This is a genomic window from Phenylobacterium immobile (ATCC 35973) (assembly GCF_001375595.1).
In the GTDB taxonomy this organism is placed as follows: domain Bacteria; phylum Pseudomonadota; class Alphaproteobacteria; order Caulobacterales; family Caulobacteraceae; genus Phenylobacterium; species Phenylobacterium immobile.
This window is the reverse complement of the sequence record NZ_CVJQ01000002.1, coordinates 220937-245347: the sequence shown is the minus strand read 5'-3', so window position 1 is coordinate 245347 and position 24411 is coordinate 220937. Positions and strand designations below refer to the sequence as shown.

At 67.9% G+C, this 24411-nt stretch carries 25 protein-coding genes; 8 read left to right on the top strand and 17 right to left on the bottom strand.

What is annotated here, in order from left to right:
- Positions 1-7: 7 nt before the first annotated feature.
- From BN1313_RS15275 to BN1313_RS15255, 5 genes are all read right to left on the bottom strand, one after another.
- The gene (locus BN1313_RS15275) at positions 8-622 is read right to left on the bottom strand and encodes a 50S ribosomal protein L25/general stress protein Ctc (protein ID WP_091743157.1); all 615 of its coding nucleotides are present in this window, start codon (positions 620-622) and stop codon (positions 8-10) included.
- Between the two features lie 121 nt (positions 623-743).
- The gene (locus BN1313_RS15270; RefSeq protein WP_091743156.1) at positions 744-1067 is read right to left on the bottom strand and encodes a YnfA family protein; all 324 of its coding nucleotides are present in this window, start codon (positions 1065-1067) and stop codon (positions 744-746) included.
- A 28-nt stretch (positions 1068-1095) separates the two neighbouring features.
- Positions 1096-2136, bottom strand: a complete 1041-nt coding sequence (locus BN1313_RS15265; protein WP_091743155.1) for a hypothetical protein — start codon at positions 2134-2136, stop codon at positions 1096-1098.
- Positions 2137-2264: 128 nt separating this feature from the next.
- On the bottom strand, positions 2265-3149 hold the full coding sequence (locus BN1313_RS15260; protein WP_091743154.1) for a hypothetical protein: 885 nt from the start codon (positions 3147-3149) through the stop codon (positions 2265-2267).
- A complete protein-coding gene (locus BN1313_RS15255) occupies positions 3146-4306 on the bottom strand; it encodes a glycosyltransferase (RefSeq protein ID WP_091743153.1) in 1161 nt (386 codons plus the stop codon). The genes BN1313_RS15260 and BN1313_RS15255 overlap by 4 nt, the downstream gene beginning before the upstream one ends.
- A gap of 107 nt (positions 4307-4413) precedes the next feature.
- On the opposite strand from BN1313_RS15255, the gene BN1313_RS15250 reads away from it, so the two are divergent.
- Positions 4414-5679 (top strand): glycosyltransferase family 4 protein, encoded by a 1266-nt coding sequence (locus tag BN1313_RS15250; protein WP_091743152.1) that lies wholly within the window; start codon positions 4414-4416, stop codon positions 5677-5679.
- Between the two features lie 6 nt (positions 5680-5685).
- Positions 5686-6882, top strand: coding sequence for an LptF/LptG family permease (locus BN1313_RS15245; protein WP_091743151.1), 1197 nt, complete (start codon positions 5686-5688; stop codon positions 6880-6882).
- 7 nt (positions 6883-6889) lie between these two features.
- Here the strand turns inward: BN1313_RS15245 and BN1313_RS15240 are convergent, their stop codons facing one another.
- From BN1313_RS15240 to lgt, 4 genes are all read right to left on the bottom strand, one after another.
- Complete coding sequence (locus BN1313_RS15240) at positions 6890-7825, bottom strand: ribose-phosphate pyrophosphokinase (RefSeq protein ID WP_091743150.1); 936 nt, start codon at positions 7823-7825, stop codon at positions 6890-6892.
- A 95-nt stretch (positions 7826-7920) separates the two neighbouring features.
- Complete coding sequence (pgeF, locus tag BN1313_RS15235; protein ID WP_091743149.1) at positions 7921-8700, bottom strand: peptidoglycan editing factor PgeF; 780 nt, start codon at positions 8698-8700, stop codon at positions 7921-7923.
- A 10-nt stretch (positions 8701-8710) separates the two neighbouring features.
- Positions 8711-9787: a class I SAM-dependent methyltransferase gene (locus BN1313_RS15230; protein ID WP_091743148.1), complete on the bottom strand. Its 1077-nt coding sequence runs from the start codon at positions 9785-9787 to the stop codon at positions 8711-8713.
- Positions 9784-10629 (bottom strand): prolipoprotein diacylglyceryl transferase, encoded by an 846-nt coding sequence (lgt, locus tag BN1313_RS15225; protein ID WP_091743147.1) that lies wholly within the window; start codon positions 10627-10629, stop codon positions 9784-9786. The genes BN1313_RS15230 and lgt overlap by 4 nt, the downstream gene beginning before the upstream one ends.
- A 142-nt stretch (positions 10630-10771) precedes the next feature.
- Here lgt and BN1313_RS15220 point away from each other — a divergent pair, with 142 nt between their 5' ends.
- The 4 genes from BN1313_RS15220 (at position 10772) to BN1313_RS15200 (ending at position 14848) form a co-directional block, all read left to right on the top strand.
- Positions 10772-11032 carry an accessory factor UbiK family protein gene (locus BN1313_RS15220; RefSeq protein WP_091743146.1) on the top strand — a complete coding sequence of 87 codons (261 nt, stop codon included), beginning with the start codon at positions 10772-10774 and terminating at the stop codon, positions 11030-11032.
- A 139-nt stretch (positions 11033-11171) separates the two neighbouring features.
- Positions 11172-11675 (top strand): type III secretion system chaperone family protein, encoded by a 504-nt coding sequence (locus BN1313_RS15215; RefSeq protein ID WP_091743145.1) that lies wholly within the window; start codon positions 11172-11174, stop codon positions 11673-11675.
- Positions 11676-11760: 85 nt separating this feature from the next.
- Positions 11761-12549, top strand: coding sequence for a pyrroline-5-carboxylate reductase (gene proC / locus BN1313_RS15210; RefSeq protein ID WP_091743144.1), 789 nt, complete (start codon positions 11761-11763; stop codon positions 12547-12549).
- 1561 nt (positions 12550-14110) lie between these two features.
- Positions 14111-14848, top strand: a complete 738-nt coding sequence (locus tag BN1313_RS15200; RefSeq protein WP_141653174.1) for a TonB-dependent receptor domain-containing protein — start codon at positions 14111-14113, stop codon at positions 14846-14848.
- Between the two features lie 16 nt (positions 14849-14864).
- On the opposite strand, the gene BN1313_RS15195 is transcribed toward BN1313_RS15200, so the two are convergent.
- Entirely contained in the window at positions 14865-16205 is a 1341-nt protein-coding gene (locus BN1313_RS15195) for a sensor histidine kinase (protein WP_091743141.1), read from the bottom strand.
- Between the two features lie 14 nt (positions 16206-16219).
- A complete protein-coding gene (locus BN1313_RS15190) occupies positions 16220-16930 on the bottom strand; it encodes a response regulator (RefSeq protein WP_091743140.1) in 711 nt (236 codons plus the stop codon).
- An 86-nt stretch (positions 16931-17016) separates the two neighbouring features.
- Here BN1313_RS15190 and BN1313_RS15185 point away from each other — a divergent pair, with 86 nt between their 5' ends.
- Complete coding sequence (locus BN1313_RS15185; RefSeq protein WP_091743139.1) at positions 17017-17904, top strand: branched-chain amino acid aminotransferase; 888 nt, start codon at positions 17017-17019, stop codon at positions 17902-17904.
- A 55-nt stretch (positions 17905-17959) separates the two neighbouring features.
- Here the strand turns inward: BN1313_RS15185 and BN1313_RS15180 are convergent, their stop codons facing one another.
- The 4 genes from BN1313_RS15180 to nhaA form a co-directional block, all read right to left on the bottom strand.
- On the bottom strand, positions 17960-18379 hold the full coding sequence (locus BN1313_RS15180) for a DUF4870 family protein (RefSeq protein WP_091743138.1): 420 nt from the start codon (positions 18377-18379) through the stop codon (positions 17960-17962).
- Between the two features lie 81 nt (positions 18380-18460).
- The gene (locus BN1313_RS15175; protein ID WP_245620249.1) at positions 18461-18871 is read right to left on the bottom strand and encodes a dihydroneopterin aldolase; all 411 of its coding nucleotides are present in this window, start codon (positions 18869-18871) and stop codon (positions 18461-18463) included.
- Positions 18872-18884: 13 nt separating this feature from the next.
- The gene (locus BN1313_RS15170; RefSeq protein WP_091743137.1) at positions 18885-19625 is read right to left on the bottom strand and encodes an SDR family oxidoreductase; all 741 of its coding nucleotides are present in this window, start codon (positions 19623-19625) and stop codon (positions 18885-18887) included.
- Between the two features lie 148 nt (positions 19626-19773).
- Positions 19774-20970 carry a Na+/H+ antiporter NhaA gene (nhaA, locus tag BN1313_RS15165; protein ID WP_245620248.1) on the bottom strand — a complete coding sequence of 399 codons (1197 nt, stop codon included), beginning with the start codon at positions 20968-20970 and terminating at the stop codon, positions 19774-19776.
- Between the two features lie 92 nt (positions 20971-21062).
- On the opposite strand from nhaA, the gene BN1313_RS15160 reads away from it, so the two are divergent.
- Complete coding sequence (locus tag BN1313_RS15160) at positions 21063-22469, top strand: protein adenylyltransferase SelO (protein ID WP_091743197.1); 1407 nt, start codon at positions 21063-21065, stop codon at positions 22467-22469.
- Here the strand turns inward: BN1313_RS15160 and gluQRS are convergent.
- Both gluQRS and BN1313_RS15150 read right to left on the bottom strand, forming a co-directional pair.
- Positions 22466-23314 carry a tRNA glutamyl-Q(34) synthetase GluQRS gene (gene gluQRS / locus BN1313_RS15155; protein WP_091743135.1) on the bottom strand — a complete coding sequence of 283 codons (849 nt, stop codon included), beginning with the start codon at positions 23312-23314 and terminating at the stop codon, positions 22466-22468. The genes BN1313_RS15160 and gluQRS overlap by 4 nt on opposite strands.
- Positions 23311-23937: a TetR/AcrR family transcriptional regulator gene (locus BN1313_RS15150; RefSeq protein WP_091743134.1), complete on the bottom strand. Its 627-nt coding sequence runs from the start codon at positions 23935-23937 to the stop codon at positions 23311-23313. The genes gluQRS and BN1313_RS15150 overlap by 4 nt, the downstream gene beginning before the upstream one ends.
- Positions 23938-24411: the final 474 nt, after the last annotated feature.

Below are 24411 nucleotides of genomic sequence, written 5' to 3'. Positions count from 1 at the left end.
GAGGCTCTTAGGCCTCGCCGCCTTCAGCGGCTGCGTCTTCAGCCGCATCGGCCGACATCTGGGCCGACGCCGCCGCAACCGTGGCCACGACCACGTCGCCGTCCATGGCGGCGGTGACGCCCTTGGGCAGCTTGAGGTCGGAGACGTGGACCGAGGCGCCGATGTCGAGGCCCGTCAGGTCGATCACGACTTCTTCCGGAATTTCGTCGGCGTGGCAGGAGACCTGAACCTCGTGCCAGACGACGTTCAACGTGCCGCCGCGCTTCAGGCCCGGCGATTCTTCGCCGTTGGCGAAGTGCAGGGCCACGGCGATCGTGATCTGTTGGTGTTGATCGACCCGATAGAGGTCGAAGTGCGTCGGCTCATCCGTCACCGGGTGCGTGTCGATGACCTTGGCGATGACCGACTGGGTTTCCGAGCCGTTCTTCAGGGTCACCAGGTGGCCCAGGAGCTTGCCCGTGTGGAGGGCCTTGCGGAAATCCTTGGCGACGGCGGTCACGGCCACCGGGGCCTTGTCGCCGCCGTACAGGACGCCCGGGACCAAGCCGGCGCGACGGGCGGCGCGGGCCGAGCCGGTGCCGGTCGATTCACGGACTTCAACGTTCAGAACGATATCGGCCATAGCCTGCCTCAAAACGAAGCCGCCGCGCGGAGGTCGCGCGGCGACGGAAATAGGGTGCGCGTACATACATAAATCGCCTGGAGGACGCAACGCCTGCCGACGTCTTCGCCGCCGATCGCTGTCAGGCGGCGCGCGGTCCCAGCAGGATAACGCCGGCGCCCACCAGGCAGATCACCGCTCCAACGAGATCCCAGCGATCCGGGACGCGGTGTTCGACGAGCCACAGCCAGGCGATCGAGGCTGAGATATAGACGCCGCCATAGGCCGCATAGGCCCGCCCCGCGGCCTCACTGTCCACGCGCGTCAGCAGCAGGGCGAAGAGCACCAAGCAGGCCAGGCCCGGCGCGAGCCAAAGGGCCGAGCGACCGAGCCGCAGCCAGGCCCAGGAGGCGAAGCAGCCGGCGATCTCGGCGACGGCCGCGGCGAGGTAGTAGAGCCAGGTCACGGCGGAGAGGCCGGATAGGCTGTTGTGATCAGCTCTTCTTCTTGGCCGGCGCCTTCTTCGGCTTGGCCTTGGTGGTCACCGCCTTCACCGGCAGCGGAGCCGGGCGGACCTCCACCGGGACCAGCACGCCGGCGGCCTTCATCACGCATTGGCCGGTGTCGATCATCACATGCTGCCCCAGGCAGAAGACGTCCTCGTAGTGCGGCTTGGAGACGGCCAGGCACTGGTAGAGGTTCAGCTTCGACATGTTGAAGCAGGTCGCCGAGGCCGGGTCGGTCATCAGCGGCACCACCGCGGCCAGGCTGTCGTCGTTGGCGTAGCCCAGGGCGGCGAGGGCTGCGACCGCCAGGCTGCGGACCACGAGCGGCGAATAGGGCGCGTCCTTAGGTTCGCCGGTGATGCCGAGCGGGCTGATGGCGGCGCCATTGACGGCGAGGCTCAGGCGATTGAGCTCCATCGAGTCGGCGGAGCCACCCGTGGCGGAGAGCTGCTTGGCGAGCGCCAGACGTGCGTCGCGGCCGGCCACGTCGGCCTTGGACCAGCTTTGCCGTTGCACATCATAGGCCGACTGCTTGACCGCCTTGCCCTGGTCGAGGAGCGCGCGGCCATCGGCGCCAAGGGCCGCGATCACCAGGCCTGCGGCGCTGTTGGCGCCCGTGATGCCGGCGGCGTAGGCGGGATTGCGCAGGATTTCATAGGCGATCGTCCGGCGCTGGGTCGCGTCTTGAGCGTAGACGCGCACGCCGGAGACAAAATTCGGATCCTGTAGTGCGACGATGGCTCCGTAGGCGATCGCGCCGCGCAGGAACTGCTGCGGCTCGTAGCTTGCGCCCGCGCGCACACTGCCGGCGATCTGGTCGCCATTGCTGAAGGTTGGCGAGATGCCGGTCGCGCGATTCATATAGGCGCGGTAGGCGCCGGCCATCTCAATGATCTGGGGCGACAGGCCGACGGACGGTATTGGCGGCGGCGGTGGCGCAGGCGGCGGCTCGGAGGCGCAGGAGGCCAGGGTCACGGCGACGGCCAGGGCGCCTAAGGCGAAGAGGCGCTTCAAGGGCGTTGCGAACATTCAGGTATCCTCGCGCACAGGCTCAGTAAGGGCTTGATTCGGGCCGCCTCTTGCGGCGGACGGCACTATGACGTCGCATGGTAAACCGATCCTGAGCAAGCGTGGCCATGGCGGATCGCCGGCGCGGGTCAGGCGCGACGCAGCATGGCCCGCAGGAGGCCGGGAACATTGGTCGCGACGATGACGGCCAGGTGGGTCAGCAAAGTGGCGATGGCCAACGTGGCCAGCAGTATGGCTGTGGGCGATCCGGCGCCGAACAGGGCCAGCAGCAGGTTGGCGAACACCAGGTCCTTGTTGGCGACGAGGGGCAGGCGGGCCAGGAGCAACCGTCCGGCGAGCAGCGCCAGCCAGACGCCCGGCTCGACACCCGGCAGGGCCGATCGCCAGACCAGCAGGGTCAGGGCGCTGGAGACCGCCATGCGAGCGGCGTGGACGACCGAGACGTAGAGGAGTTCGCGCCGCGTCAAGGAGAACAGCCTGCGGGCGAACAGCGGGACCGCGAAGGAAAGCCCGACGACCGCCAGGCTGGGCCATAGCAGGGGGCCAAGCTGGCGGCCAAGGTCGATGGATTTCAGGGCATGGGCGCTGAGGCCCAAGGTCGCCAAGGTCAGCACATTGCCGCCGAGGGCGGAGACGATATTGACGTCCTTGATGGCGCCGAAGGCTGCGGCGGCCAGTCGCGCGCGTCGCCGCGCCCACAGGTAGAAGAAGAGTTCGCCCGTATAGCCGAACAGCACCTCGTTGATCGCGACCTTCCGCAGGACCACGCCGAAGTCGGCGAGCTTCAGGCCCCAGAGGCGCCGAAAAATGACCGCGTCGGCGACCGGTTGGACCAGGTAGAGCGCCACCCACGCCGCCCAGACGGCGGGTGACAGCTGGCCGATCATGGCCAGGGTTTCGTCCGAAGCGCGGCTTAGCTGGGCCGTGGCCGCTGCGCCAAGACCAACCGCCAGGGCGCCTGCCGCCCATACGGTCCACCGGCGCGGCGGTGAAGGCGCGATCTTGTCGGTCATGTCGCGAAGCGTCGCCTATAGAAGGCGAACAGGTCGCGGAAATGGGCCGCGTCGCTACGGACGCCGGTCGCGGCGTCGGCCGCGGCGGCGCGCAGCGCGGGCTGGTCGCGGGCGAAGAGTCGTCGAATCGCCGCCGCCGCCGCCGCAGGATCGCCGGCGCGGTAGAGCTCGGAGACGAAGGGCGAAGCCAGCTCCGCGCAGGCGCCGCGGTCGGGCAGGACCGCCGGCAGGCCGGACGCCAGGGCCTCGGCGACCACGAGGCCAAAAGTCTCCGATTCGCTGCCATGCAGAAGGGCGTCGGCGGAGGCGAGGATCGCGGCGAGCGCCGCGCGGTCGCGGGTGCGGTCCATCAACCGAACATGCGGACGGCGCCGGGCGGCGCGTTCGATCCGCGCGCGGTCCATGCCCTCGCCGATGATGATCAGGCCCAAGGGCGCGGCGGTGCTTGAGGCCTGGTCCACAGCGGCCATCAGCATCGGCCAGCGCTTTTGCGGGTGATGGCGCCCGACGCCCACCAGGACCTTGCCATGGGCCGGCAGGCCACAGTCGGCGAGCAGGCGAGCGTGCAGACCTGGGTCACGCAAGGCGGGCGAGAAGGCGCCGACATCAGCGCCCAGAGGCACCGCCTCGACATCGCTCAAGCCGTGGTCGCGCAGGCGTTTGGCCAGCCAGGCGCTGCCTGCAACCGAACTGTCAAAGTGCGCGGCTAAACCCCGGTGGTACGCCCAATACGGTTCGCAGAGTCGGTCGACCCGGTCGGGATCTATGTGCGGCGCAAACAAGCGCTGCGGATACGAGGCGACAGGATCGGCATGGACGAACATCGTGCGCGGCCGGGCCGCCGGCCACTTTGCGACGATCCAGGCGCCGCGCCATGGCGAGGAGGCCTCGACCATGTCGGGCGCCAGGCGGTCGAGGTGGGCATGGACAGGCGCCGCCGCGGCGAACATCCAGTAGCTGGCGTCGAAGGGCAGGCCCGGCGCCTTCACCCAGACGACACCGCCGCCCGGACGGGGCTCGAAGCCGTCGCGCGGACCTGGCGCGATGACGAAGAGTTCGTGGCCGGCGTCTGCGGCCGCGATGAACTTGCGGTCGATGTAGGTGCGTACGCCGCCGCCGCCCGGCGCGTAGAACTCGGCAACGTCGACGATCCGCATCACTCACCTTCGGGCCGCCGCGCTGCTCGGCGGCTCAGCCCGCCTGTAGGGCCGCTTCATGACAGGCTGGCGCCGAGGCGCCGCAGCCGCTTTCAAGGGATGCCGGCATGATCGTCGAACGGCCCTACGCCATCGCGCCGGCCGGTCGGCCGCTGCGCGTTGCTCTATTCTCGGGCAACTACAATTACACCCTCGACGGCGCCAACAAGACGCTGAACCGCCTGGTGGGGCACCTCCTGAACGAGGCGGGTTTCCAGGTTCGCGTCTACTCGCCCTCCTCCGCGCGTCCCGCATTCCCGCCGGTGGGCGACCTGGTCTCCGTGCCCTCCGCGCCGATTCCCCTGCGGCCGGACTACCGCGTGGCCCTGGGCCTGCCGTTCTGGGTCCGGCGCGATGTCGAGGCTTTTCGGCCCGACGTCATCCACGTCTCTTCGCCGGATCCCCTGGGTGAGGCGGCGATCCGATTGGCGCGACGCCGCGACCTGCCGGTGGTGGCGAGCGTCCACACGCATTTCGACGATTATCTTCGCTACTACGCCCTGGATTGGCTGAGGCCGTACCTGAAGAGCCGCGTGCAGGCTTTCTACAGCAGCTGTGACTATGTGCTCGCGCCCACGCGCTCGATCGCCGACGACATCGTCGCGGCGAATGCGCCGGGCCAGGTGCGGGTCTGGCCCCGCGGCGTCGATCGCGATCTGTTCAACCCGGAACGGCGCAGCGCGGCATGGCGCGGCGCTCAAGGCCTTGACGGTCGCCCGGTGATCGCCTTCCTGGGCCGCCTCGTCATGGAGAAGGGCCTGGGCGTCTTCGCCGATGCCGTGCGCAGGCTGGAACGGGCGCTGGGACCCACCTCCGTCCTGGTGATTGGCGACGGCCCGGCGGCGCCGTGGTTCAAGGCGAACCTGCCCCAAGCGGTGTTCACCGGACGCCTCGGCGGCGAGCACCTGGCGACGGCGATCGCCAGCGCCGACCTCCTTTTCAACCCCAGCACCACCGAGACCTTCGGCAACGTCAACCTGGAGGCCATGGCGTCCGGCCTGCCGGTGGTCTGCGCCGATGTCCCGAACTCACGCACCCTGGTGCAGCATGGCCGCTCGGGCCTGCTGTGCGCGCCGAGCCATCCGCAGGCTTACGCCGACGCCCTTGCAGCCCTGCTGGGCGACGCGGAGCGGCGGGCGGAGATGGGGGCGGAAGCGCTGAGGCAGAGCGCGGCCTACCGTTGGCCGCAGATCCTGAACCAGACCGTAGACATCTATTGCGAGGCCGTCGGTTCGCCCCGCCTAAGCAGCGCTTCGCGGGACCGGCGAGCCACGCCCTTCTGGCAGAGCGCCAGAAGCGCACTCGCCAACCCCGCCATCTTGCGAGCGGACTGACCTCGCATGGGTCTTCGCGGTGTCGACCGCTATCTGCTGAGCCAGACGCTCGCGCCTATGATCGCGGTGCTGGCTAGCACCATGATGGTGTTCCTGATGGAGCGCACGCTGCGCTCACTGGACCTGTTGGCCCTTACCCACAACGGCTTCAGCTACCTGCTCCAGTTGATGGTCGACCTGACGCCGCATTACGTCGGCCTGACCCTGCCGGCCGCCTTCTTTATCGCGCTCTTCGTCGTCATCGACCGGCTGAACGGCCAGTCGGAGATCGACGCCATGCTGGCCACCGGAATGTCGCTGGATCGGATCACGCGTCCGTTCGTCCTGCTGGGCGCGGCGACCATGATCTTCAGCCTGGCGCTCTATGGCTTTATCCAGCCCTACAGCCGCTATGCCTACCGGGAGGTCATGCACGCTGCGCGCAACGCCGGTTGGAACGGCGACTTGCGGGCGGGCGAACTTCTGGCGCCCAGTGGCGACCTGCTCATGATCGCCAATGAGGTCGACCTGGACGGCGGGCGGCTGCGCGGCGTCTTCCTGCGGACGATCTCGCCGGAGGGCCGCGAGGAGGTGCTGACGGCCGCGGCGGCGGATCTGCGCCGTGACGCCGATGGCCGCACGATGGTGCTGGCGCTGCACGACGGCCAGCAGGCCGGCGTCAGCCGAGATCAGGGCGCACACGTTCTTACCTTTTCGACCCTGACCCTGAAACTACCCCTCGCGCCCGCCGCTCAGCTCCTGCGCCGTCGCGGCGCCGGCGAGGCCAGTGAATTGACGCTGCTGGAGCTGGCGCACGAGGGCTTCGGCGAGCCCGCGCCGCCGCAACCTCGGCAAACCCTACTGGCGGAGCTCTATTCGCGCCTTGCGCGGGCCGCGGCCTTGCCACTGATGCCGCTCTTGGCGACGCCGCTGGCGATCACGGCGAAACGGGCGGGCCCTGGCGCCGCCATGGCGGTGGCCGGCCTCCTGCTCTTCGCCTTCCAGATCTCGCTCGTGTTCGGTCAGGGCCTTGCGGAAAAGGGCGTCGTTTCGGCCGCCCTGGCTCAGGGCCTGCCGTTCCTGCTGTTCGCCAGCGTCTGTGTGCTGGTTTTCGCCTCAAGCCGGAAGTTCCCGGGGCAGAATCCTGTCGCCTGGCTGACGGAACAGCTTGGCGATCTGCTCAGCTGGCTGGCGCGGCGATTGCGCCGACCGCGGCGCGCCTGACGTCGGATCAGTCGAACAGCTTGGAGACCGACTCTTCGTTGGCGATGCGACGGATGGCTTCGGCGATCAACGGCGCGCAGGAGACGCGGCGGATCTTGGCGCAGCCGGCGACCTCGTCGGCGAGCTCAATGGAGTCGGTGGTGACCAGCTCCTTCAGCACCGACTTTGAGACCCGCTCGGCGGCGATGCCGGAGAGCACGCCGTGGGTGACGTAGGCGGAGACTTCGGTCGCGCCGGCGTCGATCAGCGACTGGGCCGCGTTGCACAGCGTACCGGCCGAATCGACGATGTCATCGAAGAGGATCAGACGGCGGCCGGCGACGTCGCCGATGATGTTGGCGACCTCACTCTTGCCCGGACCGGAGCGACGCTTGTCGACGATGGCCAGTTCGGCGTTCAGCCGGCTGGCGACGGCCAGGGCGCGGACCACGCCGCCGACGTCGGGCGAGACGATCAGCATCTCATCGGTGGCGGGATAATGGGCCTTGATGTCGTTTGCCATCAGCACGGCCGACTGCAGATTGTCGGTCGGGATGTCGAAGAAGCCCTGAATCTGGCCGGAGTGCAGGTCCATGGTCAGGACCCGGTCGGCGCCGGCGCGGGTGATCAGGTTGGCGACCAGCTTGGCCGAGATCGGCGTGCGGCCGCCCGTCTTACGGTCCTGCCGGGCGTAGCCGAAGTAGGGCATGACGGCGGTGATCCGGCGGGCCGAGGCGCGTTTCAGCGCGTCGATGCAGATCAACAGTTCCATCAGGTTGTCGTTGGCGGGATAGCTGGTGGACTGCAGGACGAAGACGTCCTCGCCGCGGACGTTTTCGTCGATGGTCACCCAGACTTCGTTGTCCGGGAAGCGCTTCACCTGCGCCTTTGTCAGCGGCAGATCCAGATGGGTGGCGACAGCGGCCGCCAGGGTTCGGTTAGAGTTGCCAGCCAGCAGCTTCATCGGTCCCCGCCCATGTCGTCGCGCCATTGGGGCGGCTTGTAGCAGGGCGCGCTCTTGAGTCCATGGCGCCGCGGCCACAACCGCGCCTTGTCGGATCAATCCAGGGCGATCGCCGAAAGGAGGCGGCCATAGTCGGCCTCGCCACGCTTGACTGCGCGCCGGTTGGAAAAGAAGCGCGCCTCGTCGGCGCAAGTGTCATGGCCGGTCCATTCGCAGGCCTCGACGCCGGCGGCGCGCAGTCGCGACAGGACGAAAGATGGCAGGTCGAACAGGCGTTTTTCGGCCCCCTCGGCAGGAGCGAAGAAGCGTTCGTTGGCGGCCTCGGCGGCGACGAATCGGTCGCGAAACTCGAGGCCGACCTCATAGGAAGCCGGGCCAATGCAGGGGCCGACAGCGGCGACGATCCGCGCAGGCGCCGCGCCGAACCGCTCCGTCATCAGGGCGACCGCCTGTTCAGCGACGCCGCTCAGAGCGCCGCGCCAGCCGGCGTGGACGGCGGCGGCGGCGTTGGCTTGCGGGTCGAACAGCAGGATCGGCGCGCAGTCGGCCGAGAGCGCTCCGAGGGCCAGCCCGGACAGGTTGCTGGCCAGGGCGTCGGCTCTGGCGCGCGGCGCGGCGAGCTGGGCCAGGTCGCTCACGGCCACGGCGTCCGCGGAGTGCACTTGATAGTTCGTGGCCAGCCGGTCTTCGGCCAAGCCGAAGAATTCGGCGGCGAGGCGGCGATTTTCGCGGACATGGTCCGCCAGGTCATCCGATCCCTCGCCAACGTTCAGGCCTGCATAGAGACCACGGGAGACGCCCCCCTGGCGGGTGAAGAAGGCGTGGCGAGCGCCGGCCTCGGTCAGGCGCGGCGAGGTGATGACAGTGAGTGTCATGCGGACAGGCTCATGCAGACTCGAAGGCAGGCGGGACGGCGTTTGGGCGGTGGATGCAGGCGGCCTTAAACAACTCGCCCATCTGGTCAGCGGCTATAAGACGATTGAGCTGACGGCCAATCAGGCCGGCCTTTTCCGGCCGCGCACGCGCCAGTGCTTCGGCCCGTTGACCTATGGCCATCCGCGCCAGGAATTCGGCCTGGCTGATGATCGCCGTGGCCGCGCCCTGCGCCTGCGCCGCCGCGAGAACAGAGGGAAAGTCGGCGTGCACGGTCAAGTCCGCTTCGCCGGGGTTCGCCAGAGGGTCGAGCTTTGCATGTTGGCGCAGCGCCTGGAGGGTGTCGCCGAAGCCAGGCTCGGCGCGACCGTAATCGATCAGCAGAGCAGCGCCGCCGTCATTGACGATTCGCTGGCCCAGAATTCGCCCCAGCGCTTCCTGGGCGGGAGAGCGCTCGAAGATCGCGCCGACCGGTGCGTCCGGCGGCAACGCGTCCTGCGGGGAGGGAACGAGGCCGAACCGAAGGCCGCCTTGGGGGTCGAGCCCGACGACCCGTTCGGCCCAGCCCACCGCCGTTCGGATGAACTGGCGCGGCGGAAGACAGTCGAGAAGTTCGTTCGAGACGAAGATTGTATTGGCGCGGCCGGGGACTTCATCGAGGGACTGGGCCCAGCGCAGGCGCGGGGCCAGCGGCGTCAGCCTGTCGCGCTGGTGTTCGCGTAGCGGTTCTGACAACTCCACAAGCCAGACTTCCGCAGCGTCTGAGAACCCCGGGGCATTGCCGGCCGCCCACAGCAGGTCAGCCATCAACGTACCGTCGCCGGGGCCCAGCTCGACCAGCTGGAAACTCGCAGGCTCGCCGAGCTGCATCCACACGGACGCCACCCAGACGCCGATCAACTCGCCGAACATCTGGCTGATCAGCGGCGCGGTGATGAAGTCGCCGCGTTCTCCGAGCGCCGGGCGGGTCGCATAATAGCCATGCTGAGGATCGTGAAGGCAGGCCGTCATATATTGCGCGACCGTTAGCGGCCCATCCTGAGCAATCTGCGCCGCGAGTCGGTCGGTGAGGGTCTCGCCAGCGCTCATGCCGCGCGATCTGGCGTTTCGGACCCAGACGATTGGGCGGGCCGCGGCTCGCCCAGGCCCCGCCAGACGAGAAAAAGACCCGCCAGCACCATGGGGGCGGAAAGCATCATCCCCATCGTCAGCCCCAGAGGGAAATCGGGCATGCCGAAATCGGGTTCGCGGACCTGTTCCAGGAGGGTGCGGATGAGGCCGTAGCCGATCAGGAAGACGCCGGCGATCACGCCGCGCCGGCGGGTCAGCTTGAGCCCGAAGATCAGGATGGCGAGAACCAGGAACAGGACAACACCCTCAAGGGCGCTCTCGTAAAGCTGGCTCGGATGGCGCGGAAAGGGGCCGGCGTTCGGGAATACGACGCCCCAGGGCAGGTCGGTGGGGCGGCCCCACAGCTCGCCGTTGATGAAGTTAGCGATGCGACCCAGGCACAGGCCGATAGGGGCCGCCGCGGCGGCGAGATCGCCTAGGCGGAGCAGGTCGACTTTTTGGGCCCGGGCGAAGAGCGACAGGGCGACGCCGACGCCGATCAGGCCGCCGTGGAAGCTCATTCCGCCGTTCCAGACTTTGAGAATCTCGAGCGGATCGCGGACGATCAGTTCGGGGGTGTAGAAAAGCACGTGGCCAAGCCTGCCACCGATAACGACGCCTAGGGTGACCCACAGGATCAGGTCGTCGAGCTGGTTCGTAGACATCGGCGCCAGGCGCGGGGCCCAGAGCGTCGGCCGCTTGATCAGGGTCGCGGCGTACCGCCAGCCCAGGAGTATGCCGGCGACATAGGCCAGCGCGTACCACCGGATGGCGAAGGGCCCGATACGCAACAGAATAGGGTCGAATTCAGGAAATGGCACGGCGGGCGGCTTGCTCCAGGCGGCTCCAGAAGGACGGCGACCAAGCTTTAGACGACGAGGCCTTCGCTTTCATCACCGCTTTCCCATATTAGTGGGACGTCCACGAGGCCGGCGCGGCCGATGAGGCGCGCCAGAGTAGAAAATGCAGACCCAGAACCCCCTTTTTTACGAAATCGCCAAGCTGACCACCGCGGCCATGGGCCTCGCTCAATCCGCCGGCGAAGAGGCCAAGACCGCGATGCGGGCCCAGGCCGACCGGATCGCCGCCGAGTTCGATCTTGTGCGCCGCGATGATCTGGACGTGCTGAAGGCGGAAATCGCCGCGCTTCGCGCTGAGATCGTCGCCTTGCGTGGCGGCGCCGAGCCGGGTCCGATGGACGAAGACGCGGGAGACGGCGCCTGATTGGTCGTCGAAACACCACAAAGTTTGCCGGGCGGCGAAAGATCACGCTGACGTCGCACGCCCTAAGCACATTACCTTCAGATTCGCAGGCGAGTCGGTTGCGGACTTCCGCACCCCGCCCAGTGCGAAAGGGGTCTTGATGGACATTACCCATTCCGATGACGCCACGCTGACGACGTCCGACCCGCTCGACGTGGTCGAACATGTCCTGACCGCTGAGAACCTGCCCTTCGACCGCACGGAAGACGGCGATCTCGCCTTCAGCCTGACCGGCGACTGGAAGGATTATGAGCTGTGGTTCGCCTGGCGGCCTGAAGGCGACTGCCTGCAGCTTTGCCTGTCCATGGACCTCTCGACGCCGGAAGCCCACCGCGCGGCCGCCCGCGAATTGATTGCGGCGATCAATCCCCGCGTGTGGCTGGGCCATTTCGAGTTGTGGGACGAGGGCGAGATCATCTTCCGGCACGGCATGGCGCTGATGAGCGGCGACCAGCCCAGCCTCGCTCAGGCTGCGGCGATGATCGACGTGGCGGTGGAGGCGGCCGACCGTTTCTTCCCGGCCTTCGACTTCATGCTGCGGGGCGACAAGTCCCCGACCGACGCGATCGCGGCCTGCATGTTCGAGACCGTCGGCGAAGCCTGACCCGGACCCCGGCCGCGGCGGACCCGATCAGCCGCGGCCAATCCGCACATTCGTGATCCGCGACCGGACGGTTAGCTTAAGCATTATGACAACGCCGATCCTTATTCTTGGCGCAGGCCGTATGGGCGGCGCGATGCTCGACGGTTGGCGCAAGACAAACGCTTTTGCGCCCACAGACCTCCTGGTCATCACGCGACATCCCGGCGAGGCGCTGTTGGCGTCCGGCGTGAGGGTTGCGCCTGATGATGCGCAGATCGGCTCGGCGAAGACCGTGCTGCTGGCGGTCAAGCCGCAAGCCTGGCGCGACGCCGCCAAATCGATCGAGAGCAAGCTCGCGGCCGACGCGGTGATCGTGTCCGTGGCGGCCGGGGTCAAGACTCAAGCGATCTCGCAAGGCTTTGGCGGGCGCCGGACGGCGCGGGCGATGCCGACGACCGCCTGTGCGATCGCCCGTGGCACGGCCAGCCTGTTCGCCGCCGACGCGGAGGCGCTGGCTCGTGCGCACGCCTTGTTCGATCCGGTGGCCACGGTGGTGGAGTTGTCGAGCGAGGACGAAATGCACGCCGCGACCGGCGTTTCGGGCTCGGCGCCCGCCTATCTCTACGCCTTCATCGAGGCCCTGGAGGCCGCGGGCGTCACCGCTGGCCTGACCCCCGCGCAGGCCTCAAAGCTTGCGCGGTCGACAATCACCGGCGCCGCGGCCCTGCTGGCGGAGACCGGCGGCGAGCCGGCCGACCTGCGCCGCCAAGTGGCCTCGCCCGGAGGAACCACCGAAGCGGCGTTGAATGTCCTTCTCAGCCACAACGGACTGCCTCCGCTGATGCGTGAGACCGTCGCCCAGTGCATCCGCCGCTCCAAGGAGTTGGCCGCGTAGTCTGGTTGCGCCGGCGTCAAACTCGCGACCGAACGCGTTATCCCGGTTGCGTCGGCCAAGGTTGTCGGCGTATGTATGCCCACATGAACAACTCGCAGCGCCATTACTTCGGTATTTTCTAGCCGCTGCGGGCTTCCCGCAGCGTCGTCGCTGCGGGCTCATCTGATCCTTCGACCACGACGCTGCTCGCTTCGAAGGCCTATCAGATGACGATCAAGAAAATCGGAAATTGAATTCATTGACGTAGCGCGTTTGCGCGATGTCGACGGCTGTTTTCAGAACAAGGCTCCCGCGTTTGTCTCGCGGAGGGTCAACGATGTCTGCTGTCTGGGGGGAAGGTCATGGCAACCATGACACGATTGATGACGGGCGCGGGATTTTGCCTGGTGGCGATCCTGGCCGGGGGCCAGGCCCAGGCGCAGCGGGCGCAGGAAAACGCCGTGCGCCAGGCGAACGACGCCTTCGGCACCAACATCGGCAATGAGCAAGTGGGGTTATACACCCCCAACGACGCGCGCGGCTTCAGCCCGGCGGCGGCGGGCAATGTGAGGCTGGACGGCTTCTATGTGGACGCGCCAGGAGGCTTCTCCCCGCGACTGCTCTCGGGCTCCCAGGTCCGGGTGGGTCTGACCGCGCAGAGCTACCCCTTTCCCGCGCCCACCGGGGTGGCGGACTATCGCCTACGCCCGGCCGGGGAGGCGGCCGTGCGCAGCCTCCTCGCCTCCGTCGGCCAGTTCAAGAGCTATGCCCTGGAACTCGACGCCCAGCAGCCGATCATCAAAGGGCGGCTGAGCCTGGGATACGGGCTCTATTACTCCCACTATGAGCCGCTGCCGAAGGATGAGGGCCGCGCCTCGTTCGGCTTCGCCCTGATGCCGCGCTGGACGCCGAACGAGCGGGTCGAGGTGCGCGCCTATTACGCGGTGACCAAGCGCATCGATGACAAGGGCTCGATCCTGGTGTTTCCGGGCGGCCCGGCGCTGCCGCCGCAGATCAAAGGCCGCAATTTCAGTCCCGACTGGCTGGGCAGCCCCAATCTCTTCTCCCAGGGCGGAGTGATGACTACGACCATGCTGACTCCGGCGTGGACGCTCAGGGTCGGCGGCTTCTGGTACGACAACGACAGCGAAGGGGTGAAGTCCGACGCCTACCTCGGTGTTGACGCCGCCGGCGTGGCGGCGAGCCGCCGGTTCACCAACCTGAAGCCGTTCGGCTACACCAGCGCCTCGGGCGAGGCGCGGCTGACCGGCGTGCTGCCTGACGGAGATCTGCAGCATACGCTGAACCTGACCGCACGGGCGCGCGATGTGAACCGCACCTATGGCGGGGCGGCCACTGCGGTTGTCGCCAATACGCCGATCGGCCGGGATACTGCGCCAATCGAGCCCGCTTGGGCCTATGGACTGGACTTCGATGACGCCATCCGCCAGGTGTCGCTAGGCGGGCAGTATCAGCTGGCCTTCCGCCGCCTGGGTGAACTGACGGCGGGCGTGCAGCGGTCGGACTACCGACGGGTGTTGGTGGCCCCCGGTGGGTCGCGCTCGGTGGTTCGCACCAAACCGTGGCTGTGGAACAGCGCGGCCTCGGTCAATCTGACCTCGCGGCTGGCGCTCTATGCGGGATCACACGCGGTCTGGAGGAGGCGCCGGTGGCCCCGGAGGTGGCGACCAACGCCGCCGAACCGCCGGCGGCGATCCGCACGCGCCAGCACGAGTTCGGCGCGCGTCTGGTCCTGCGCCAGAACCTGCGGTTGGTGGTCGGCTGGTTCGACATCGAGAAGCCCTACTTCAATCTCGACGCGACCCGGATGTGGCGCGAACTGGGGGTCGAGCGGCACAAGGGCGTCGAAGCCTCCCTGGCGGGGGAAGTGGCGCGCGGGCTGAGCATGGTCGCGGGCTACGTCCGTCAGACGCCACGGGTCGAGGGTGAGGCCGTGCGTCTGGGCTTGATCGGCGACAGGCCCGTGGGCCAGCCGCGGGACACGGCGCGGGTCAGCCTCGACTACCGACCGTTCGGCACTCCGGTGTTCTCGGTCGATGCGGCGTTCAGCTTTTATGGCGCGCGGCCCGTGTCGCCGCGCGGCTATGCGGCTCTAGGCGGGCGACAGCTGGCTCTGCCGGGCAACGTGACCTTGGATCTGGGCCTGCGGCGGCGCTTCGAGATCGCCGGTCGTCCGGCGACGCTGCGCGCCCAGTTGCAGAACGTCGGCGGGAAGGGCGGCTGGGTCGCCAATACGGCGGGCGGCTTGTCGCCCATCACCCCCCGCCGCCTGTTCGTGGCCCTGACGGCGGACCTGTAAGACGGCCATGCCGAGGTCAGCCCGCGCCCGGAAGGCGGAGCACGGCGCGCAGGCCGCCTAGCGGCGACTTCTCCAGAACAATGTCGCCGCCGTGGCCGCGGGCGACATCGCGGGCGATGGCGAGGCCCAGGCCGACGCCCTTGCTGTTTTGATTTCGGGATTCGTCGAGCCTGTTGAAGGCCTTGAAGGCGTCTTCGTAGGCGTGTTCGGGAATGCCAGGGCCGTCGTCGTCGATGGCGATGTCGATGCGCTGCGCCCTGTGGGTGACGCTGACCTGGACAGTCTCGGCGTGGACGGCGGCGTTCATGATCAGGTTCGACAGCGCGCGCTTCAGGGCGTTGGGCCGCACCGCAAGCACGAGGTCGTCGGGCATGACGACGGACACGGTAGCCCCGGCGCGCCGGGCGCCCTCGCTGACCTCCTCGAGAAGACCGCGCAGGCCGACGGATGCGACGGCCTCGGCGCTCTCGCCGCGAGCGAAGGCGAGGTATTCGTCGATCATGTGCTCCATCTCGGCGAGGTCGCGCTTCATATCGGCGGTGCGCCGAGTGGGTTCAGCCAGGGCGAGCTCAAGTTTCAGCCGGGTGAGGGGGGTGCGCAGATCGTGGCTGACGGAGGCCAGCAGGGCGGTGCGCTGGTCGATGTGGCGCTGGATGCGGGCGCGCATGGCTAGGAAGGCGGCCGCCGCCCGGCGGACTTCGCGCGCGCCATGCGGCTTGAAGGCGCCGATGTCCTCGCCCTTGCCGAAGGCCTCTGCGGCGTTGGCCAGCCGCTCGATGGCGCGGACCTGGTTGCGGATGAACATGATCGAGACGGCGGTGAGCAGAATGGTCGCCACCGTCATCCACAGGACGAAGATGTGGCCCTGCGTCGCAAAGGCGCGATCGCGGGGGGCCAGCACCCGCAGGACGCCGCCGTCGACTTTCACGCGGATGTCGACATAGGCCGGGTAGCGGGTGGTGTCGTACCAGAAGGGCGCGTCGATCCGCTCAGACAGGGCGTGTTGCAGGGCGCGGTCCACCGGCGCGAAGAAGGCATGGCGCGGACTAGAGGGAAGCGCGCGATCGCGCTGCAGGGCGATGGACAGGCCCATGGAGTCCTCGGCCCGCTGCGATAGCTTGGCGAAGGCGGCGGGGCTGGCGTCGTCGCCGTAACTTTCCACCGCCCAGGCGATGTCGCCGGCCAGGCCCTCGGACAGGCGGCTGGTGACGGTCTGCCAGTGGGCGTCGAAGAAGACGTAGGTCACGGCGATCTGCATGATCGCTACTGGCAGAACAATGATCAGCAGGGAGCGGCCGAAGAGCGACTTCGGGACCTGGCGCTTCAGCCAGCGGGCGATGACGCGAGGCGGGCGCATGGCCGGGTTCGCGCCTAATCGGGGACGATGCGGTAGCCGACGCCGCGCACGGTCTGCAGATAGCGCGGCGCCTTGGGGTCGGCCTCGATCTTGCGGCGAAGGCGCGTGACCTGGACATCGACGGCGCGGCCTGAGGGGTCGATCTCGCCGTGGGCGAGGTCCATCCGGTCGACCGCCTCGTGCGGGGTGCGGGCGAGGCGGCGGAGAAGAGCGATTTCGGCCTCCGTCAGGCGCACGGACTCACTGTCGCAGGTGAGCTCGCCGCGGCCGGTTTCGAACCGGCAACGGCCGAGCGAGAGCGTCTCGCCGGCGGCCAGCGGCCGATCGCGGCTGCGGCGTAGCACGGCCTCGATCCGTAGCAGCAGTTCCTCCGGCTCGAAGGGCTTGGGCAGGTAGTCGTCGGCGCCGGCCTTGAGGCCGGTGATGCGGTCAGCGGCCTCGCCGCGGGCGGTCAGCATCAGGACGGGTGTCCGGCCCATCGGCGGCCGCTGTTCGCGCAGCCACGCGGTCAGGGAGACGCCGTCTTCGCCCGGCATCATCACGTCGAAAACAGCGAGGTCGAAGTCGAGCGACTGCAGCAGTTTTCGCGCGCCTTCGCCGCCGGACGCGGCGGTCACGCGGAAGCCGGCGCGGGCCAGATATTCCTTCAGAAGCTCACGAATCCGGTCGTCGTCGTCGACGACCAGCAGGTGGCGGGCGCGGGCGTCGGCCTCAACAGCGCTCATGATTGGTTCCTGGGTTGGATCCCGTCGAGGTTGACTGAGCGGCCCCCGGGCGCTGTAAGAGGCCGGTTAAAGGAGGCTTGGAGCCTATGTCTATCGTTCCCTTCGATGATCGCGATGGTTGGATCTGGCTGGATGGCCAGTTCGTGCCCTGGCGCGAGGCGAAGGTGCACGTACTGACGCACGGACTCCACTACGCCTCCTCCGTGTTCGAAGGCGAGCGCATGTACGGCGGGGAGATCTTCGAGCTGAACGCGCATACCGAGCGCCTCTTCAAGTCCGCGGAGATGCTGGACTTCGAAATCCCCTTCACCGTGGCCGAGATCAACGAGGCCTGCAAGCAGACCTGCGCCAAGAACGGCCTGACCGACGCCTATGTCCGGCCGATCGCCTGGCGCGGCACCGAGATGATGGCCGTGTCGGCGCAGAGCACCCAGATCCACGTGGCGATCGCGGTGTGGGCCTGGCCGAGCTACTTTTCGCCGGACGAGCGCAAGAAGGGCATTCGCTTGACCTGGGCCCGCTATCGCCGTCCAGCGCCGGACACCGAGCCGGTCCACGCCAAGGCCGCCGGCCTCTACATGATCTGCACCATCTCGAAACACGTCGCCGAGAAGGATGGCTACACCGACGCGATGATGCTCGATTATCGCGGCTATATCGCGGAGAGCACGGGCTCGAACGTCTTCTTCATCAAGGACGGCGTGATCCATACGCCGACGCCGGATTGTTTCCTCAATGGGATCACCCGGCAGACCGTGATCAAGCTGGCGCGGGCCCGCGGCATCGAGGTGATCGAGCGGCACATCTTGCCGGAAGAGCTGTCGCAGTTCAGCGAATGCTTCGTGACGGGCAGCGCGGCGGAAGTGACGCCGGTGGGCCAGATCGGCGAGTACAATTTCACTCCAGGCGAGATTTCGCTGAGCCTCGCGGATGAATATTCGCGGATGGTGCGGCGGGAACTGGCCCCGGCTTAAGGCCGCACGTCATCCCGGACGCCAAGTACGTTTCCGGGATGACGGCCGTCGCAGGTTAGATCAGCCACGTCCGCGGGCGCGGATAGGCTTCGCCGCGAGCCAGGTAGATGACGCCGACGATGGCGCGGACGGCGTACCAGAGGCCGACCAGCCCAACGATCGCCCAGCCAAGAGCGAGGATCGGCAGGCCCACCAGCACGAAGCTGAGGGGGAAGCCGAAGACGATCAGCAGGCCGCCGATCAGGAACCAGCCAATGGTCATCCAGAAGGTGTTGACCAGGAAGGTGTAGTGGCTCTGCGCCACAGGGCTCGCCGACCCCTTGTTCACATAGGCGATGATCAGGCCGAGGATCGTCGTAGCGCCGCCAGTGGCGAGCCCGAGCAGGTAAAGGCCGTAGACGACGGCGGGCAGGGTGCGATCTTCGGTTGCCGGGATCGGCGCGTCCGGCGCGGTCGCGACAGGCGATTCGCTCATTTCATTCTCCAAGGACGCGATGACCGCGTCTGATGAATGAAAGATGGGGCCCGTGAGCCCCCGGACCAAATTAAACCTGAGTCAGCTGCGGATCAGGGTCATCTCGACGCCGGCGCCCGTGGCGTCGGGAGCGAGGGCCATCGGCTTATCGACGCGGACGCGGGCGCGGCTGACACGCGGGTCGGCCAGCAGGGCGCGGCCGAGGCGCTCGGCGAAGGTCTCGACCAGGGCGATATGGCCGGCGGCCGCGATCTCGCGGGCCGTGGTCAGGATCGTCTCGTAGTTGAAGGTTTCGGCCAGAACCTCCACGCCGGCGACGGCCACATCCAGCTCGACCTCGGCGATCAGCGGCTGGGCGCGGCCCATCTCATGTCGATAGACGCCGATCTGCGCGTCGATGCGGATGCCGGTGACGAAAATCTTGGTGATGACCACGCGGGCGTCCGCTGCTCCGGCGGGCGTGGGCGCGGGCTTTTCCAGGGAGTTGGCCAAGGTCTCTGAGCCTTCAGTCGCCGTGGGCGGCCAGGTGCTGGCCGCCGTCGACGGCGATCATCTGGCCGGTGACCGCCTTTGCGTCAATCAGGTAGCGCAAGGCCGCCGCGATCTCGGCAGGCTCGACGGGACGCCGAAGCAGGGTGGAGCGTGCTTCCTGGGCGAAGGCGTCATCATCCTGGTGGATCGATTTCAGCACTGGCCCCGGACCAATCCCGTTGACGCGGATCCGCGGCGCGAAGGCCTGCGCCAGCATGCGTGTCGCCTCGAACAGGGCCGCCTTGCTGAGGGAATAGGAGAAAAAGTCCGGCGTCGGTCGCAACACCCGCTGGTCGATGATATTGACGATCAGCCCTTCGTGGCCCGGGGGCAGGCGCCGCGCAAAGGCCTGGGACAGCACCATCGGCGCCCAGAGGTTGGTGTCCATGTGCACGTCCCAGGACGCGCGGTTCATATCGGCGATGCTGTCGTGCTCGAATATGGAGGCGCAGTTGACCAGAAGGGTCACTGGTCCGAGCTCGGCCTCCGCTTCGCCGATCAGGGAGACGACAGCGGCTTCCTGGCGAAGATCACAGGTGAGGATCGCCGCGCTGCGGCCGCGGGCGCGCACTTCCCCGGCGGCGGCTTCGGCGTCTTCGTCGATGCTGCGGCAGTGGATGGCGACATCATAGCCGGCTTCAGCGCAGGCGATCACCAGCGCCAGGCCGATCCGGCGCGCGCCGCCAGTGACGAGGGCCGCGCCGCGGCTGGCCATCAGACCCTACCGGCCGCGCCCAGGGTTCAGTCGAACCGGCCAAACTCGAAGCGGTTCAGCAGGGCGAAGCCGACGATGAACACGGCGATGACGAGAAGACCAATGATGCCGGCCGACATGAGAAGCTCCAGAAACTGATCCAGCGGCTTTAGCGAGGCCGTCGAACGGGGGCAAGGGCGCTGTCGGCCGCAGCTTCGCGATCGCGCCTGGCCTGGGCCCAGGCCAATAGGGCCGCCCCCAGAAGGACGGAAGCCACCGAGCCCAGGACCACGCCGACCTTGACCTGCCCCTGGCCGGGGCCGGTGAAGGCGAGCTGGCCGATGAACAGACTCATGGTGAAGCCGATCCCGCAGAGGATGGAGACGCCGGCAAGCTCGCTCCAGCGCGCGCCGGTGGGGCGGCGCGACAGCTTCAGGCCGATGATCAGGCCCGTTGCGCCCAGGATTCCCAGGGGCTTGCCGATCAGCAGACCGGCGGCGACGCCCAGGCCAACAGGACCGGCGAGCGGGCCGGCGCCTTCGAAGGTGAATCCGGCGGCGGCGAAGGCGAACAGCGGCAAAATCAGATAGGCCACGTAGGGGTGGAGGCTGTGCATCATTTCCTCCACCAAGCCCTTGTGGCCGGGCTTCTGCGCCGAGATCGGCACAGCGGCGGCCGCGGCGACTCCAGCGAGCGAGGTGGAGATCCCCGATTCCAAGGTGAAGGCCCAGACCAAAAGGAAGCCCAGGGCGTAGAGCAGGTAAGGCGCCGCCTTCCAACGCGACAGCAACACCATCAGGGCGAGCGCCGAGGCCGCGCCGCCGACCGCGGTCCACTCGACGTGGTCGGTGAACAGCACGCCGATGGCGATGACCGCGCCCAAGTCGTCGACGATGGCCAGTGTCAGCAGGAAGGCCCGCAGGCTGGGCGGCAGCCGGGGCCCCGCCACGGCCAGGGCGGCCAGAGCGAAGGCGATGTCGGTGGCCATGGGCACGGGCCAGCCGGCGGGTGCGCCGCCACGGCCCAGATTGACCGCCAGATAGACCAGCGCCGGCGCGGCCATTCCGCCCAGGGCCGCGGCCACCGGCAGAAGCAGGCGACGCGGATTGGCCAGTTCGCCGCGCAGGATCTCGTATTTGATCTCCAGACCGACGACCAAGAAGAAGATCGCCATCAGGCCCTCCTTGATCCAATCCTGGTAGGAATGGGTCTGCCGGAAGGCGCCGACCTGGATCGTCAAGGCGGCGTCGATGAAATTGAAATAGGCCGATGACCAGGGCGAGTTCGCCAGGATGATGGCGGACAGGGCTGCGACGGCCAGGATCATGCCAGAGGCCGCTTCGGTCTTCAGAAATTCGAGGGTCATGCGCCGGGCCATGGCGACGGCCTAGCATGGCGATGGTCCCGGTTCGACCCGCAGCGCTTGCCGTCGGCGCTGTCAGGCCTCATCTGGCAGGCATGCCCGTCTCCGTCGCCTACGCGCCCGACCCGCTCTACCTGCAGCTTGGCGAGGGGTTCGCCGATCCGGTCCGCGCCGCGGATTTTCCGCAGACCATTCTACGGTTCCGCAACCAGCGGGCGGCCGCCACAGTGGGACTGGACAGCCTTTCGGACGCGGAGTGGGTGGCTCACTTCGGCCGGTTCGAACCGCTGCCGGACAACCTCGACCCGCCGCTGGCCCTGCGCTACCACGGCCATCAGTTCCGGATGTACAACCCCGATCTCGGCGATGGTCGGGGCTTCCTGTTCGCCCAGCTGCGCGAGGCGGGGACCGGTCGCCTGCTCGACCTGGGGACAAAGGGGTCGGGCCGCACGCCATGGTCACGGACGGCCGATGGTCGCCTGACGTTGAAGGGTGGCGTGCGCGAAGTCCTGGCGACCGCCATGCTTGAGGCGCTGGGTGCGCCCACTTCGCGGACATTGTCTCTGATCGAGACCGGCGAGGACCTGGTGCGCGGCGATGAGCCCAGCCCGACACGCTCCTCGGTGATGGTGCGTCTGTCGCACAGCCACATCCGCTTCGGCAGTTTCCAGCGCCACGCCTTCGAGGAGCAACCAGAGCGCCTGCGCGCCCTCGTCGATCACGTGATCGCCGCCTATTACCCTGAGCTCGCCGGCGACAACGACCCGGCCGCGGCGCTGTTGCGCACGCTGGTCCAGCGAATGGGCCGGCTTACCGCCAGCTGGATCGCCGCGGGTTTCGTCCACGGCGTGCTCAACACCGACAACATGAGCCTCACTGGCGAGAGCTTCGACTATGGGCCCTACCGCTTTCTCCCGCATTTCGATCCGAACTTTACGGCGGCCTATTTCGACCAGCAGGGCCTTTACGCCTTCGGTCGCCAGCCGGAGGCCGTGTTCTGGAATCTGCAGCAACTGGGTGGCGTCCTGGCCGGGATATCCAACGAGGACGCGGTGATCGCTGCGCTGAATGATTTCGGGGCGGCCTACCGCCGCGAGGTGGGCGAGGCTTTCGCCCGCAGACTGGGCGTAGGGTCCCGCGGGGTTGAGGCTGACGAGGCGCTATTCCGCGCGTCCCTTAATGTCTTGGGAGAGGCGGGCCCGGATCTTCGGTGGGAGCCCTTCTTCTTCGACTGGTTCTGCGGGCGAGAACCGCAAGGGTTGCGCGCGACGCAGTATGTGGGCCCTGCGGCTCAGGCCTTCCGAGGGCTGCTGGCGACCTTCCAGGCCGAGCGGCCTGAGCGGCTGCAGCATCCCTACTTCTCCCGGGCCGAGCCTGAGGAACTGCTCTACGACGAGATCGAAGCGATCTGGGCGCCGATCGCCGAGCGCGACGACTGGTCGGCCTTCGAGGCGAAACTGGCGGCCATCGAGGTCGCACGGCTGGCCTGGGGGCTCGCCTAGAAGCCCAGATCCCGGCGGAGGTCTTCAGCGGTCACGCCTCGCTCGCGCAGGGCGCGCAGGGTCTCGGCCTGGTCCCGCTTGGCGTAGCGGCGACCGTCCGGGCCAGTAAGCAAGCCATGGTGACGGTAGGTCGGCGTCGGCAGCTGCAGAAGCGCCTGAAGGAGGCGCTGGACGTGGGCGGCTTCGAACAGGTCGTGGCCGCGGATGACGTGGGTCACCCCCTGTAGGGCGTCATCGACGACGACCGCCAGATGATAGGCCACGCCGACATCCTTCCGCGCCAGAACCACGTCGCCGCCGACCTGGGGCCGCGCGACGATAGCGCCGGCTTCTCCCGCCGGGCCCGCGCCCGTCTCAAGGAACCAGAGGTCTCCGAACCCGCCGAGGGCGGCTTCAGCGGCTGATAGCGACAACCGCCAGGCGAAGCCTTCGCCGGCGGCGATTCGCCGAGCCTCTTCATCGGCAGGCAGGGGCGCGCCAGTGAAGGCCTCCATCGGGCCGTGCGGGGCGCTGGCGATGGCGTCTGCGACCTCGCGGCGGGTGCGAAAGCATCGGTAGATCACGCCTCGTCCGGCCAATTGCTCCAGCGCCGCGGCGTAGTGGGCCATGTGTTCGGACTGGCGGCGGACGGGCGCTTCCCAAGTCAGGCCGAGCCAGGCGAGGTCTTCAAGGATCGAGGCCTCAAACTCCGGGCGACTGCGAGTGCGGTCGATGTCTTCGACGCGCAGAAGGAAGCGGCCCTGGGCTTCGAGCGCCGCCTGGTGCGCGGTCAGGGCCGAGAAGGCGTGCCCCCGGTGCAGGTATCCGGTGGGGGAGGGGGCGAAGCGGGTGGTGAACCCGCTCACGTCACAGGCGGCCGGTGGTGGCGGAAGACGCGGAGCCGGCTCAAGATCGCGCGGGCGAAGCGCTGCTCGCCGCCCATGTCCTCGCGCAGGTGCCGGAACTGGGCGAAGCCGCTCATCTCGGCCAGGCCGTGGGCGGCGCACCAGGCGGCGATGGTCGAGAGTTCGAGCTCGGCGGCCTTGGGGTCGGCGCCCATTTCGATCATGGTGTTGCGCAGCGCGGCGAAGGCGCCTTCGCCTTCCGCCAGGTGTTGGGGCAGGGCCTCCTTGTTGCGCGCGGCGTCGTACATCACCCGGTAGAGCGCGGGGTGGGCGCGGGCGAAACCGACATAGGCGACGGTGGTCGACAACAGCCGCTCCTGAGGGTCGCCCTGCGCCTTGGCCTCGGCCATGATCTGGTGGAGCAGCAGCCAGCCATCATGGGCCACCGCGTCCAGCAGTTCGCCCTTATCCTTGAAGTGATGGTAGGGCGCAGCGGGGCTGACGCCAGCCTCCCGGGCGACGGCCCGCAGCGACAGGGCGGCGGGCCCTTCGGCCTCCAGGACCTTGCGCGCGGCCAGGACGAGGCCGCGGCGCAGGTCGCCATGGTGGTAGGAGCGTTCGGCTGTGGCTTTTGGGTCGCGCATCGGGGCGGACCTTAGCGGAAATCTGGACATCGTATAGATCATCTTGACATCGATTAGATGGACGCTTATCTGAGCATTGTTCAAATAACAAAGCCCGCCGCCCCCGCCTCCCCGGGGAGTTGCGGGAGCCAACTGAAGGTGTGTGTCGATGTCTTTCGCAAAAGTTATGGACCTGATCGGGCCTGCGTTCCTGGTGGCCCTTGGCACGGCGGCGACAGCCGGCCTGTTCCAAACGTTCTAGGTCTGCGGATCGAAGGCCTGCCCTCCCCGGGCTGACGATCTCGATGAGGGCCCCCGAAAGGGGGTCCTTTTTCTTTGGGCGAACCGCCTCGCCAGCGTCCCGTCATGGAGACGTCGCGAAATCTCTCCTATGATCTTTAGCATCGGCCGAAGGCGCTGATTCGCCTCGGCGATCTTGCGAACGGGGGTTGGTCTTCGATCCTGCGAATCTCATCCTAGGCGCCCGCCCTCACG